General features: G+C 69.1%; 13 protein-coding genes. 7 read left to right on the forward strand and 6 right to left on the reverse strand.

Annotated features, from left to right (window positions below; translation table 11 throughout):
* The first annotated feature begins 148 nt into the window (after window positions 1-148).
* From VGP60_RS19765 to VGP60_RS19780, 3 genes are all read left to right on the forward strand, one after another.
* A complete protein-coding gene (locus VGP60_RS19765; protein ID WP_327549517.1) occupies window positions 149-502 on the forward strand; it encodes a YciI family protein in 354 nt (117 codons plus the stop codon).
* Window positions 499-1,713, forward strand: a complete 1,215-nt coding sequence (locus VGP60_RS19770) for an RNA polymerase sigma factor (RefSeq protein ID WP_327549518.1) — start codon at window positions 499-501, stop codon at window positions 1,711-1,713. Before VGP60_RS19765 ends, VGP60_RS19770 begins: the two co-directional genes overlap by 4 nt.
* 450 nt (window positions 1,714-2,163) lie before the next feature.
* Window positions 2,164-3,246: an aldo/keto reductase gene (locus tag VGP60_RS19780; RefSeq protein ID WP_327549519.1), complete on the forward strand. Its 1,083-nt coding sequence runs from the start codon at window positions 2,164-2,166 to the stop codon at window positions 3,244-3,246.
* A 23-nt stretch (window positions 3,247-3,269) separates the two neighbouring features.
* Here VGP60_RS19780 and VGP60_RS19785 read toward each other — a convergent pair whose 3' ends face one another.
* Together VGP60_RS19785 and VGP60_RS19790 are read right to left on the reverse strand one after the other, a co-directional pair.
* Window positions 3,270-3,782, reverse strand: coding sequence for a GNAT family N-acetyltransferase (locus VGP60_RS19785; protein WP_327549520.1), 513 nt, complete (start codon window positions 3,780-3,782; stop codon window positions 3,270-3,272).
* A gap of 43 nt (window positions 3,783-3,825) precedes the next feature.
* Window positions 3,826-4,257: a PPOX class F420-dependent oxidoreductase gene (locus tag VGP60_RS19790; RefSeq protein ID WP_327549521.1), complete on the reverse strand. Its 432-nt coding sequence runs from the start codon at window positions 4,255-4,257 to the stop codon at window positions 3,826-3,828.
* A 49-nt stretch (window positions 4,258-4,306) separates the two neighbouring features.
* Between VGP60_RS19790 and VGP60_RS19795 the strand changes: the two genes are divergently transcribed.
* Window positions 4,307-4,753: a MerR family transcriptional regulator gene (locus VGP60_RS19795; protein ID WP_327549522.1), complete on the forward strand. Its 447-nt coding sequence runs from the start codon at window positions 4,307-4,309 to the stop codon at window positions 4,751-4,753.
* A 122-nt stretch (window positions 4,754-4,875) separates the two neighbouring features.
* A complete protein-coding gene (locus tag VGP60_RS19800; RefSeq protein WP_327549523.1) occupies window positions 4,876-5,205 on the forward strand; it encodes a hypothetical protein in 330 nt (109 codons plus the stop codon).
* A 327-nt stretch (window positions 5,206-5,532) separates the two neighbouring features.
* On the opposite strand, the gene mptB is transcribed toward VGP60_RS19800, so the two are convergent.
* Window positions 5,533-7,023, reverse strand: a complete 1,491-nt coding sequence (gene mptB, locus VGP60_RS19805; RefSeq protein WP_327549524.1) for a polyprenol phosphomannose-dependent alpha 1,6 mannosyltransferase MptB — start codon at window positions 7,021-7,023, stop codon at window positions 5,533-5,535.
* A 203-nt stretch (window positions 7,024-7,226) separates the two neighbouring features.
* Window positions 7,227-8,165, reverse strand: a complete 939-nt coding sequence (locus VGP60_RS19810; RefSeq protein ID WP_327549525.1) for a DMT family transporter — start codon at window positions 8,163-8,165, stop codon at window positions 7,227-7,229.
* Here VGP60_RS19810 and VGP60_RS19815 point away from each other — a divergent pair.
* Window positions 8,164-9,579: a PLP-dependent aminotransferase family protein gene (locus tag VGP60_RS19815; protein WP_327549526.1), complete on the forward strand. Its 1,416-nt coding sequence runs from the start codon at window positions 8,164-8,166 to the stop codon at window positions 9,577-9,579. The genes VGP60_RS19810 and VGP60_RS19815 overlap by 2 nt on opposite strands.
* A gap of 146 nt (window positions 9,580-9,725) precedes the next feature.
* On the opposite strand, the gene VGP60_RS19820 is transcribed toward VGP60_RS19815, so the two are convergent.
* Both VGP60_RS19820 and VGP60_RS19825 read right to left on the reverse strand, forming a co-directional pair.
* Complete coding sequence (locus tag VGP60_RS19820; RefSeq protein WP_327549527.1) at window positions 9,726-10,376, reverse strand: TetR/AcrR family transcriptional regulator; 651 nt, start codon at window positions 10,374-10,376, stop codon at window positions 9,726-9,728.
* 12 nt (window positions 10,377-10,388) lie between these two features.
* Window positions 10,389-11,156 (reverse strand): SDR family NAD(P)-dependent oxidoreductase, encoded by a 768-nt coding sequence (locus VGP60_RS19825; RefSeq protein ID WP_327549528.1) that lies wholly within the window; start codon window positions 11,154-11,156, stop codon window positions 10,389-10,391.
* A gap of 128 nt (window positions 11,157-11,284) precedes the next feature.
* Here VGP60_RS19825 and VGP60_RS19830 point away from each other — a divergent pair, with 128 nt between their 5' ends.
* A complete protein-coding gene (locus VGP60_RS19830; protein WP_327549529.1) occupies window positions 11,285-13,099 on the forward strand; it encodes an NAD(P)/FAD-dependent oxidoreductase in 1,815 nt (604 codons plus the stop codon).
* The last annotated feature ends 47 nt before the right edge of the window (window positions 13,100-13,146 follow it).

The raw sequence follows: 13,146 nt of genomic DNA on the forward strand, positions 1-13,146 counted from the left end.
TGTTTGGTGTCAACAGGCGAGGTAGTTTGAGTGATCTTGTTTGGTTGGTCGGCGAAACTTTCGTTGGTGTGTTGTCGAATATCGGCGTCCGGCGGAGTCATTACCTCGAAGGCGCCGCACCGGTGCCGCTCGGAGAGAGGACAAGGTCATGGAGTACGCATTGCTGATCTACGGCGATGAGAAGGTCTGGGCGTCGCGCGACGAGGAACAGGGCCGCGACAACAACGTGAGGCACGAACGGTTCGCCGGCATGCTGGCACGGCGGGACGCGATGCGCGGCGGTAAGCAGCTGGCGCTCGCGAGCTCGGCGACGACGCTGCGGCACAGCGACGGGGACGTGAGCATCACCGACGGCCCGTTCGCGGAGACCGCCGAGGTGTTCGGTGGGTTCTACCTGATCGAGGCGGCCGATCTCGACGCGGCGATCGCGCTGGCGAAGGAGCTGCCGGAAGGCGTGGTCGAGATCCGGCCGATCGTACCGATGGCAGAGAGCGGCAGTTGACCGCGAAGGACGCGGTGGAGCAGGCGTACCGGGACCACTGGTCACGCCTGCTCGCCCTGCTCGTGACCCGGCTTCGCCGCTTCGACGTGGCCGAAGACGGTTTGCAGGACGCCTTTCTGGCCGCCGCGAGGACCTGGCCGCACCAAGGCGTCCCGGCCAATCCGGCCGCCTGGTTGCTGACCGCCGCCCACCGGCGCGCCCTCGACAGGATCCGCCGCGAGGACAACGACCGGCGGCGGCTGCCGCTGCTGGTGACCGACCTGATCGCGGAGGACGTCGTGCCACCTGATCCCGACCCGGACGCCATCGTGGACGAGCGGCTGCGGCTGCTGTTCGCCTGCTGCCACCCCGCCCTGTCCCCCGACGCGCGGGCCGCGCTCATGCTGAGGTTCGGCGCCGGTCTGAAGACGGCCGAGATCGCCCGCCTGTTCCTGGTGCCCGAGTCGACGATGGCCGCCAGGCTGACGAGGGCCAAGGCCAAGATGGCGCTGGCCGGGATCCCGCTGCGCCGGCCGGCCGCCGAAGACCTGCCGCCGAGGCTGAGCGTCATGGTGAAGGTCGTCTACCTGCTGTTCGCCGAGGGCTACCGGGCGACCTCCGGCCCCGAGCTGCAACGACCGGAGCTGGCGGCCGAGGCGATCCGGCTCGGTTACCTGCTGGGTGAGTTGCTGCGGGGAGACGACGAGATCCTGGCCCTGCTCGCGTTGATGATCCTGCAGCACGCCCGTCGCGACGCCCGCATCGACGGCGAGGGCAGGCTGGTGCTGCTTGCCGACCAGGACCGGACGAAGTGGCACCACGACGAGATCGACCGCGGCCTGGAACTGGTGCGCGGTCTGGGTCCGGCATCCGGTGACTACCACCTCCAGGCACTGATCGCGGCCGAGCACAGCACATCCGGCGTCACCGACTGGCCGCGGATCGCCGGGTTGTACGCCGAGCTCGAGCGACGGACCGGGTCGCCGGTCGTCCGGCTGAACCGGGCGGTCGCGATCGCCGAGGCCGGAGCACCGCAGGAAGCATTGATCGTCCTCGACAACCTGGACGAAGCGCTGCCCACGAACCACTTGGTGCCCACGGTGCGCGCGGAACTGTTGTCCCGCCTGGGTCGCCGCGCGGAAGCGGTGGCCGCGTTCGACGCCGCACTGCTGCTCGTCCGTACCGATGCCGAGCGCGCTCATCTCGAGCGGCGTCGTGCCGATCAGGCATAACCCTTACACAGCGCCATAAACGGCCTGCGCTGAGCCTGATCAGCGCGCGGCCGGGTCTTGCCCGGCGCGCTGGCGCGGCTCCGCGCGATCCTCTGTCGCGGCGGCGGGTCGCCGGCGCGGTGCGGCCGCGCGAGGTCGTACAGGTACGCGTGCTCCGACGGCGTCAGCCGAAGCGCCCGGCTGACCGCGTCGAGTACCGCATCGGAGACCTGACGGCCCCCGGCCCTGTTCCAGCCGGATGTAGTAGTCGGTGCTGACCCCGGCCAGCTGAGCGACCTCTTCGCGACGCTACGCCGACATGACCTTCACCTCCGCGGGCCGCGAATAGTCCCCGGTCGACGAACGAAGTCGAGAGGATTGTGCAACCCCACGCGTGGATTGGTCTATCACCGCGACTCAGCTCGCGTTTCGATGGAGACAACCGATTCCGACCCGCATGGGAGCACAGTCATGCCGCTCGATCACTACGTCACCCTCGGCCGATCCGGCTTGCGGGTCAGCCCGTTCGCCCTCGGGGCGATGACCTTCGGGGAGGATCCCGGAGGCGCCGGATGCAGCGTCGAGGAATCGGAGAAAATCCTCGCGACCTACCTCGACAATGGCGGGAACTTCGTCGACAGCGCCAACTTCTACACCAACGGCCACTCGGAGAAGATCCTCGGCGACTGGTTCGCCGCGAACCCCGGGCGGCGCGAGCGGGTGGTGCTGGCGTCGAAGTTCTTCGGCAATCTCTTCCCCGGTGACCCCAACGGTGGTGGCGCGGGGCGCTCGTCGATCATCGCCCAGCTCGACGAGACCCTGCGCCGCCTGCGGACCGACTACCTGGACCTGTATTGGCTGCACAACTGGGATCGAAACACCCCGATCGAGGAAACGCTGCGCACCCTCGACGACCTGGTCCGGGCCGGGAAGATCCGCTACCTCGGGTTCTCCAACACCCCGGCGTGGGTCACCGCCCAGGCCCAGACCACGGCGTTGTTCAAGGGCTGGACCCCGCTCATCGCGCTGCAAGTCGAGTATTCGCTGCTGGCCCGGACAGTCGAGGGTGAACTCGGCCCGCTCGCGCTCGACCAGGGCATGGCGCTGGTTCCCTGGAGTCCGTTGAAGAACGGTTTCCTGTCCGGGAAATACCGGCGCGACACCGTGGTCACCGACTCCGCCCGCTCCGCTTTCGTCGGCGGTCCCAGTGAGGACGAGTTCGTGGTCATCGACGCCGTCGACGCCGTCGCCGACGAGCTCGGAACCACGTCAGCGGCGGTGGCACTGGCCTGGCTGCGCGCTCGCGAAGGCACTGTCGTGCCGATCGTCGGCGCCCGGCGCGTGGAACATCTCGAGAGCAACCTAGCCGGACTGGAGGTGCGGCTCACCCCCGAACACATCAAGACTCTGGACGAGGTTTCGGTCCCCACGTTGAACTACCCGGCCGCGATGCACGGCGCGCTGCGAGCCATGCTGCAGTTCGCCGGGACCACTGTCGACGGCGAAACGTCCGCGATCTACCCGCCGCTGGTGCAGAGCGACGTCCGCTACTGAGTGCGGGCTGCCAATGCGGTGGTCTAGAGGGTGATCCAGTAGCGCCACGCGGTGCCGAGTCCGGTCTCCTGAACCTCTTCGAGGACACCGCCGTGGCGCTCGATCGTCTTCGCCGAAGCGAAGTTTCCGGCCTCGCAGACCACCAGCACCCGCTCCAGTCCGAGTAGCCGCGCCTCGTCGAGCATCCGGCCCAGCGCCCACGTGGCCACTCCGCGACGGCGCGCGGAAGGCCGGACGCCGTAGCCGATGTGACCGGCCCAGCGCACGAAGTCGTTGAACCCGTGCCGCAACGCGATTCCGCCGAGCACGCGGTCGGTCTCGACGATCCAGCGGTACGTGCACCGCGCCTCATCGGTCGTCACCTGGTCCGACTCGTCAGCCAGCCGTGCCACCCAGGCCGTGAACCCGGCCGGCGAGTCGACCTCGTCGGCCGGTAGCAGCCCGAAACCGTCCTCGTGGACACCGAGGCCCCAGTCGTCACGCGCTTCGAGCCAAGCCGTGTGCAGACGGGCGGTCGGCGCGATCAATTGGGGCATACGGCGAAGATACCCATCCGCGCCATGGCAGTCAGAAACGCCGTCAGCGGACCTCGGCGCCGTACACGTGGCCGACCGTCATCGTCATGAGTACCCGGCGGTCGGCCACCATCGCCGACCGGTACTCGTCCCAGTCGGGGTGTTCCCCGGCCGCGACGCGGTAGTAGTCCACCAGTGCGTCGACCTCGGGACCGCGGGGGTCGGTACCCGGCCCGACGAGCGTCACCGTGCCCTCCGCGGTAGCCCACGCCAAGCCGTCGGGACTGGTGACCTCCAAGGCCGCTCGCGGGTCCCGACGCAGGTTCGCCGTCTTCGCCAGTCCTTCCCTCATCGACACGTAGAGGACACCGGCATCCTGGTCGTAGAAGGGCATGACGGGGGAAAGCTGGGGGCGGCCGTCCGGCTTGATCGTCGCGAGGACGCCCAGCCGGCTTTCCGCGAGCAGCGAACTTGGGGTGAACGGGATGGCGGTCATGGAAGAATCATCAACCCTCACACCGGTATGAAGGTCAAGAGGAGTGGATGTGCTGATCGGAGAACTGAGCCGTCGGACCGGAGTCCGCGCGCATCAGTTGCGCTACTACGAGACCCAAGGCTTGCTCAAGCCCGGCCGCGCCACCAGCGGCTACCGCGAGTACACCACCGACGCCGTCCTGACCGTGGCGCAGATCAGGAAGCTGCTCGAGGCCGGACTGTCCACTGAACAGATCAGGTTCCTGCAGCCCTGCGTCACCGGTGCGGCGGCCGATCTCGAGCCCTGCCCCGAATCCCTGAGCACCCTGCGAACACGCCTGGAGGAGATGGACGAACGGATCGACACGCTCGTCCGCTCCCGCCGGGCGCTTCACGACTACATCGACGTCACCGAACGGCGTGCGTCAGCTGTCGCCGCCAGAGGCGGGCTGTGCCCGGCCGAGGTGGTCTTGGAGCCTGGCGTGGCGGAACTGGTAGACGGCCCCGGCCTGGCGTAGCACACCACGCCGGTAGACGGTGGGGACGAAGCTGGTTCAACGGCGTCTATTTTCCCTGACCGGGAAACCGCAAAAATATAAGCGAGGCCGGTCGGATCCCGGCCGACGCGAAAGGGGGCCAAATGGGCGCGAGTGATCCGCACATTCACGTCGGGGAGAATCTGAACGCCGACGCCATGTCCCGCAACATGATCGCGTCGACGTTCGGTCTCGTCAGCGATCTTCCCGGCGTGGTCACCACCGGCTGCGGGCTGCGGGTGCCGCGGGCGATGACGTCTCCGCTCCCGGAGCGCGTCACCTGCCTGGCCTGTCGCGAACACGCTCGCCGGCTGCATCTGGGCTACGCCGAACAGGCCGAACGCCTCGGCGATATGCCGGGAATCGACATCGGCCGGGAACAAGCGCGCCTGGCGGCAGAGGCGCATCGTGGCCTCGCCGAGAAGTTCTCCTGAACCGCTCAGCTCACGAGTCGTACCATCCGCCGTCGATCTCCATCGTCGCGCCGGCGAGGTAGCCCGCCGATGCGGCCGATATCGTTGGGGGACATGGCTTCGACGGCAAATGGACCCGCAAGTCCACTTCTGCAGGCCCGGCCGGTCAGTGATTGATCCGGCAAGGGATGCCGTGGTCTACTGCAGGTGTGCTCAACCTCACCGCGGGACCGGCCGTACGCGCGCGGCTGGCCGAGGCCGGGCGTCCCGTGATCGGCGTCGATGTGCACGACGCCGAGATCGAGGCAGGCCCCGCGCTCGACGCAAGTTCTGACGACGACCTGAAACTCACCGCTGCTCGTCACGCCCGGCGCCACTCCGTACAAGCAGCGGCGGGTAATCCGCGACCAACGTCTGCAGCTGCTTCTCAGCGAGCGCGACACGCTTCTTCCTCAGCAGCAGCAACGTTCCGACGAGCAGCACGGCGGCGAACAGGTAGCCCAGCACCAGCGCGGCGACGCCGCCGGCGGGCGGGAGCAGGAGGGCGAACACCGAGCTGACCCCGGCGAGAATCCAGCGTGCCCGGTCCGTCGTAAGGCTCACGGCGAGCAGCGCGATCGTCCACAGTAGATACCAGGGCTGCACGACCGGGCCGAAGACGAGCATCGCCGCGAAGGCCAGCCCGGCGCCGAGCAGCGGATGCAGCTTCTCGCGGTAGGTCAGCCACAGCAGCCGCGCTCCGGCCAGCAGCCCGAGGATCGCGCCGATCGCCGAGAACACCTTGATCGCGCTGTCGGTCAGGTCGAGCCCGCCGAGCTTGCCGAGGCCGCCGACCAGGAACCCGAGTTCGTTGGTCGGCGCCAGCCAGCTGTGCACCTGCCCCGAAACACCGGCGAGCGCGCGGATCCAGCCGAACCCGAGCCCGCTGCCCGCCGAGATCGCGACGGTGGTCGCGGCGAACACGGCGGGCAGTCCGAGAACCACCGCGATCCGGCCGGCCGGGCGTGCGCGTCGGAACAGGTCCACTCCGACGAAACACAATGCCGCGACGGCCACGATCTTGACGTTCGCCGCGACGCCCACGACGACGACGCCTGCCGCGATCAGGGCCGGTCGTGCCGCACCGGCCCGGGAAGCGCCCATGAGGACCAGTTCCACCCCGGCGACCATGAGCCCCACCATGAGCCCGTCGTTGTGCACACCGCCGACGACGTGCCACAGCACCAGCGGGTTGAGCAGCGCCAGCCACAGCGCGACGGACGGCGAAACCCCCACCCGCCGGGCGAGCCGGGGCAGCGCCCACGCCAGCAGCACGACCCCGGCGACCTCCACCAGCCGGTGCAGCAACACAGTGGCGAGCAGATTCTCGCCGGCGAGGTGGGCGATCGTGCGGGACAGGGTGACGAACGCGGGCCCGTAAGGCGCGGGCGTGTCCTGCCAGTAGTGACTGACCTGCTGCGTCACCGGGGAATCGGCGCCCAGCGCCGCGGCCGGGCCGAGCAGGTAGGCGTCGAATCCCTTGGCCGCGATGACCCCCTGCGCCAGGTAGCTGTGGACGTCACCGCTGAACAGTGGGCGCGCGGCCAGCAGCGGAAGGCACCACGAGGCCGCGATCCCGTACAGCCGCCGCACCGGCAACTCGGCGGCGTGCCGCCCGATGCCCAGCCAGGTCAGTACCAGCGTGCCCATCCCGGCCACACCCAGCGTCACCACGGCGACGGCGGGCAGCGGGATCCCGGACGTCACGAGGACCAGGACGGCGACCCCGGCGAACCCCGCCCAATGCAGCGCGCGGACGTTCGTAGCGGTCTTGTCCGGCACAAGTGAGACGTTCTCCATCGGCGGTTCCTTTTGCATGCGACACACTGGTTGGACGGGCCAACGTTAGGAAGGGGCGTAGTGCGCGCACATCAGCCCCCAGGCGGAAGCGAGATCATCACCGCGGATGACAACGCAAGTCCCGTGGTCTGACGCCCGGAAAGGAGTGCTGGTGGGAGCGCTAGGAGCGCGGCCACGCCGCCGCCTCGATCACGCGATCGAGCTCACCGAACACCTGGAGCGCTGCGCCGCCGGGCGCGGACGGCGACTCCGGCGCACGCGATTACGGCGATGCCGCCGAGGACGGTCGGCCAGGTGAGTCGTTCGTGCAGGAACAGCGCTGCCCAGCAGATGCTCAGCACCGGCTGGACAAGCTGGACCTGGCTGACCCGCACCATCGGGCCGATCGCGAGTCCGCGGTACCAGGCGAAGAAGCCGAGGAACATGCTCACCACGCCCAGGTAGGCGAAGGCGGCCCATTCGGTCGTCGTGCCAGTCGGCGGTTGCCAGGCCACCGAAATACCGACGAGGACGATCATCAGCGGCGCGGCGAGCACGAGCGCCCAGGACACGGTCTGCCAGGCGCCGAGCTCGCGGGCGAGGAGCCCGCCTTCCGCGTAGCCGATCGCGGCCGCGATCACGGCACCGAACAGGAGCAGGTCGGACCAAGTCAGTCCGTCGAGTCCGCCGCCCTGCAACGCGGCGAACACCACGGCGGCGATCGAGCCCACGATCGCCATGATCCAGAACGACTTCGGGGGCCTTTCGTGCCCGCGCAGCACCGCCGTCACCGCGGTGGCGGCGGGCAGGAGGGCGATCACGACGGCACCGTGGCTGGCCGGTGCCGTGGTGAGAGCGAAGGAAGTCAGGATGGGGAAACCCACGACAACGCCACCGGCGACGACCGCCAACCGGCCCCACTGGATGCCGCGCGGCGGGCGCTGCTTCGTGAGCGCCAGCGCGACGGCCGCGAGCAGCGCGGCGACGACAGCACGGGCCGAGCCGACGAACAGCGGCGAAATCCCGCCGCCCTCGACGACTACGCGAGTGAACGGCATCGTGAACGAGAACGCCACGACTCCGACCAAGCCCCACCACAGACCGGCATGGGACGGCGATAGCACTGTCGGCTTCGGAAGAGTAGCGCTACTATCCAGCTTCATGACTGACGATAGCAGCTCGCGTATCGTCGCGGGACTTCGCGAATGGATCGCGGGAGCTCCGCCGGGCGCGAGGCTGCCGCCGACACGGACGCTGGTGGCTCGCTACGGCGCGAGCCCGGTCACGGTGCAGAAGGCGTTGCGCACGTTGACTTCGCAGGGAATGGTGGAGAGTCGTCCCGGCGTAGGCACGTTCGTGCGCGCGATCCGCGTCGCCCGCCCGAACGACTACGGCTGGCAGACCTCCGCGCTCGGGTCGCCGACGAACCGCGTCCCGGCGCTGCCTTCCCCGTTGCGCACCACGTCGAACGACGTGATCGCGCTGCACTCGGGCTACCCGGATCGGGAGTTGCTGCCCGAGCGCCTGGTGCGGGCCGCGTTCACCCGCGCCGCCCGCAGCGACGCGGCCGTCAGCAGGTCCCCGGCCGCGGGGCTTCCGGAACTACAGGCTTGGTTCGCGGCCGAGCTCGGCATGGCCGCCCCGGTCGGCGTCGCGCCACCGGCCCCGGGCGACGCGATTATCCTTCCGGGAAGCCAAAGCGGGCTCAGCATCGCCTTCCGCGCACTGGTCGGCGCGGGCCGTCCGCTACTGATGGAGTCACCCACCTATTGGGGCGCGATCCTTGCCGCTACCCAGGCCGGTGTGCAGGTCGTCCCCGTGCCCAGCGGCATCCGAGGACCGGACCCGGACGAGCTGGCCCGAGCCTTCGAGCGCACCGGGGCACGCGCCTTCTACGCCCAGCCGAACTTCGCCAATCCCACCGGCGCACTGTGGTCGTCCGCACTGGCCGATCAGGTGCTGGACACCGTGCGCCGGTACGGGGCGTTCCTGATCGAGGACGACTGGGCGCACGACTTCGGGATCACCGCCGACCCGGTACCCCTCGCCGCGCGCGACGACAGCGGGCACGTCGTGTACCTGCGTTCGCTGACCAAAAGCGTGTCCCCGGCCGTGCGCATCGCCGGGATCGTCGCCCGCGGTCCCGCCCGCGAACGCATCCTCGGCGACGCCCAAGCCGTGTCCATGTATGTCAGCGGCATGCTGCAGGCCGTCGCGCTCGACGTCGTCACGCAACCCGCCTGGCGTACCCATCTGCGGAACGTCCGCCACCAACTGGCGGCCCGCCGGGACCTTCTCGCTGAGGCTCTCCGGGAGCACGTCCCCACCGCGCATCTGGAAGCCGTGCCTCAGGGCGGGCTGAACCTCTGGGTACGACTGCCGGACACCACCGACCTGGCCCGGCTCGTCCGGGACTGCGAAACCCGCGGAGTCATCATCGCCCCGGGCAACGAATGGTTCCCCGCCGAACCCACCGGCCCGTACCTCCGGCTCAACTACTCGGGCCCGAACCCCGGGGCCTTCCCCGACGGGGTACGCGTGATCGGCCAGACGCTCGCACGCAATAACCGATCCTGACACCGGTCGCGGAATTATCGCGAGCGACCGTCAGCGACGTTGAGCATCCCTATCGGCGCGTTCGCGACATCGCCGATCAACGGTGTGCAACCCGACGCGGACAGTCGGGAGCGCGAACCGTCGTGCGGAACCTGCGGTCAAGCTACTCACCGGGCCGAGGTCACCGGTGCCAGCCACAGGCCGGCGATTCCGTCGATCAGCCCGGTCGCGGCGTCCTGCCAGCTGCCGCGCGGGGTGGGGATGCCTTCGTCCAGGGCCCGTTCGCGCTCGGCGGTCATGTGGATCAAGAGGTGGCGGGCCATGTCGCCACGCTCGGCGCGGACGTCGGCCGGTAGATCGGGCAGGCAATGGCTGAGCCCGTCGACGGTCCGGGACAGCGCGGGCGAGGTGAGCGACTCCTCGGTCATGATCTCGCGCAGCGCGGGATCGGTCATGATCTGGGCGCTGAACCGCGCGAACCAGGTCGGGGAGCCGAGTTCCTGGAGATAGGCGGTGGTCGGCCGCACCAGGCAGGCCACCCACTCGCGCAGGTCCCCCGTCTCGGTGATCGCGTCGACCATCTCCGCGCGCAAGCCTTCGATGCGCTCGGTGTGCTTGCGGGTGATCGCGCGGACCAGGTCCACTTTGGTGCCGAAGTGGTAGTTGACCGCGGCGTTGTTGCCCTGCCCCGCCGTCTCGCTGATGTACCGGTTGGACACCGCGTGGACGCCGTGCTCGGCGAACAGCCGCTCGGCCGTGACGAGGATGCTCTCCCGCGTCGCACTCGCACGGTCCGCCCGGACGGTCTTCTCACTCATGACCACACCTCATCATCCCGCCGCCGACACTGCCAGGCGACCTCGGCCTACTGAACGGACCAGCCGCCGTCCGACGGCAATACGGCGCCGTTGATGTTGACCCCGTCGTCGCCGAGCAGGAACGTGATCGACGCGGCGAGCTGCCGCGCGGTGGCGATGGGCGGGATGAGACCGAGGAAGTCCTTGGTGCGGCGCGTACATGAACGCGCAGCTGCGGGTGATCCCCACGACCGCGTGTTTCGAGGCGGTGTAAGCGATCCCGGCAGCGGATCCGCGCAACGCCGCTTCGGACGCGACGTTCACGATGCTGCCGCCGCCCGCCTCCAGCATCGACGGCACAACCGCGCGGATGAGCCGGAACGTCCCGTCGACGTTGACGGCGAAGACGCGTTGCCAGACCTCGTCGGTGACCTCGTGGGCCGCGGAGAAGTCGTCGGCGATGCCCGCCACGTTGGCCAGCCCGTCGACGCGGGGCCCGGCGGCGGTCATGATCCGGTCGATACCGGCGGCGTCGGTGATGTCCGCGACCACGGTGACCAGGTCGGCCGAGCCGGCGTCGGCGGCGAAGATGTCCAGCCGCTCGTGCGAGACGTCGACAGCGACGACCCGGCCACCCTCACGGAGGACACGCGACGCGGTGGCGCGGCCGATTCCGGAGGCCGCGCCGGTCACGATGACCGTCCGGCCGTCGAACCGGCCAGGGACGACCCGCTCCTGCCAGCCGGTGGCCTGGTCCCCGACCGGGCTGTTCGCGGTCAGCGGCCGGAGGTCTTCGCTCATTTGGGTCTCCTGGCGGTCGTATCGGAGGTGGTGCCGGGGTAGCCTACCTGAATTTAAATCACTTGCTTGACTAGTGGGCCGAAAATGGCTTACCTGGTGTCAGTGATCTCCCGTCCAGAAAGGCAAGCATGTCCCCCTCCGGTACCCCGTTGATCCCTGCCCAACTGGATTTCGACCCCGACGCCCTGCGCGCGAAATACCGGGCCGAACGCGACCGGCGCCTCCGCCCGGACGGCAGCGCCCAGTACCAGCGCGCGACGGGCGAGTTCGGTTACTACGCCGCCGACCCGTACGCCGGCTCCACCGCCAACCGCGAGCCCTTGCACGACCAGGTCGAAGCGGTGGTCATCGGCGGCGGCTTCGGCGGCCTGCTCGCCGCGGCGCGATTGCGCCAGGCGGGCGTCGAGAGCATCCGCGTGATCGAGAAAGCCGGCGACTTCGGCGGGACCTGGTACTGGAACCGCTTCCCCGGCATCCATTGCGACATCGAGTCCTATGTGTACCTTCCGCTGCTCGAAGAAGTCGGCTGTGTGCCCGAGTGGAAGTACGCCCCGGGCGCGGAGATCCTCCGGCACGCCCAGGCGATCGGCCGGAAGTTCGACCTCTACCGGGACGCCTGTTTCCAGACCGCCGTCCAGGAACTCCGCTGGGACGACGACGCGGACGAATGGGTCGTCCGCACCGACCGCGGCGACGTGATGCGGGCGCGGTACGTGGTCGTGTCGAGCGGAACCCTCGACCAGCCCAAACTCCCCGGTATCCCGGGCATCGAGACCTTCGCGGGCCATACGTTCCACACCAGCCGGTGGGACTACGACTACACCGGCGGCGACGCGGACGGCGGCCTCGTGGGGCTGGCCGACAAGCGGGTCGCCGTCATCGGCACCGGCGCCACCGCCATCCAGGTCGTGCCGCACGTGGGCCGCGACGCCCAGCACCTGTACGTCTTCCAGCGCACGCCGTCGACGGTCGACGTGCGGGGAAACCACCGCACCGACCCGGACTGGGCCCGATCGCTGACCCCGGGCTGGCACCGCCAGCGCCGGGACAACTTCCTCTCGGTCGTCAGCGGCGGTCAGGTCGAGGAGGACCTGGTGGCCGACCGCTGGACCAGCAGTGCCCGCCTGCTCGCGGAGCTCATCCCGACTAACGCCTACGCCGATCTTCCCCCTGACGAACGGGAACGTGCCGGAGAGATCGCCGACTTCCAGAAGATGAACGAGCTGCGCGCCCGCGTGGCCGCCGAGATCGAGAACCCGGCCACGGCGGAGACACTCAAGCCCTGGTACCGCTACATGTGCAAGCGGCCCACCTTCAGCGACCACTACCTGCAGACGTTCAACCGCCCCAACGTGACCGTGGTCGACACCGCCGATCACGGCGGCGTGGAACGGGTCACCGAAAAGTCCATTGTGGTCGGCGATCAAGAGTACGAGGTCGACTGCATCGTCTTCGCCACCGGGTTCGAGGTCGGCATCTCGGACGTGCTGGCCGGACGGCTCCCGGTGTACGGCCGCGACGGCGTTTCACTGCTGCAGCACTGGAGCAGCGGCCCGCGGACCCTGCATGGCTTCTACAGCAACGGTTTCCCGAACCTGTTCCACCTCGGTCCGCTGCAGAACGCGAGTTCGGTCAACTTCGTGCACGTCCTCGACGAGCAGGCGACGCATATCGGCGAGGTCGTCGCCGAAGCCCGCAAACGTGGCGCCCACCGGATCGAACCGAGCGCCGAAGCCGAAAGTGGCTGGGTGGACGCGATCCGGCGGAACGCCCCGGACCGGTACCAGTTCCAGGTCGAATGCACCCCTGGCTACTACAACAACGAAGGCAAGCCGTTCCAGCGCGGTTTCTCGTTCGCCGACGGTCCCGTCGCGTTCCACGAACTGCTCCGGCAGTGGCGCACCAGCGGCGGCATGGACGACGTCATGGCGGACCCGGAATGACTGGATCGACGTGCCCGACGAGTACGCGATGAGATGTTCGGCGACTC

It is taken from the genome of Amycolatopsis sp., from assembly GCF_036008905.1.
Lineage (GTDB): Bacteria > Actinomycetota > Actinomycetes > Mycobacteriales > Pseudonocardiaceae > Amycolatopsis.

Bases quoted from the DNA above. Each gene is read 5' to 3' on its own strand.
- VGP60_RS19785 (WP_327549520.1), bottom strand. From the start codon at position 3,782: ATGCCCCAATTGATCGCGCCGACCGCCCGTCTGCACACGGCTTGGCTC.
- VGP60_RS19765 (WP_327549517.1), top strand. From the start codon at position 149: ATGGAGTACGCATTGCTGATCTACGGCGATGAGAAGGTCTGGGCGTCG.
- VGP60_RS19780 (WP_327549519.1), top strand. From the start codon at position 2,164: ATGCCGCTCGATCACTACGTCACCCTCGGCCGATCCGGCTTGCGGGTC.
- VGP60_RS19825 (WP_327549528.1), bottom strand. From the start codon at position 11,156: ATGAGCGAAGACCTCCGGCCGCTGACCGCGAACAGCCCGGTCGGGGAC.
- mptB (WP_327549524.1), bottom strand. From the start codon at position 7,023: ATGGAGAACGTCTCACTTGTGCCGGACAAGACCGCTACGAACGTCCGC.
- VGP60_RS19790 (WP_327549521.1), bottom strand. From the start codon at position 4,257: ATGACCGCCATCCCGTTCACCCCAAGTTCGCTGCTCGCGGAAAGCCGG.
- VGP60_RS19815 (WP_327549526.1), top strand. From the start codon at position 8,164: ATGACTGACGATAGCAGCTCGCGTATCGTCGCGGGACTTCGCGAATGG.
- VGP60_RS19810 (WP_327549525.1), bottom strand. From the start codon at position 8,165: ATGAAGCTGGATAGTAGCGCTACTCTTCCGAAGCCGACAGTGCTATCG.
- VGP60_RS19830 (WP_327549529.1), top strand. From the start codon at position 11,285: ATGTCCCCCTCCGGTACCCCGTTGATCCCTGCCCAACTGGATTTCGAC.
- VGP60_RS19800 (WP_327549523.1), top strand. From the start codon at position 4,876: ATGGGCGCGAGTGATCCGCACATTCACGTCGGGGAGAATCTGAACGCC.
- VGP60_RS19820 (WP_327549527.1), bottom strand. From the start codon at position 10,376: ATGAGTGAGAAGACCGTCCGGGCGGACCGTGCGAGTGCGACGCGGGAG.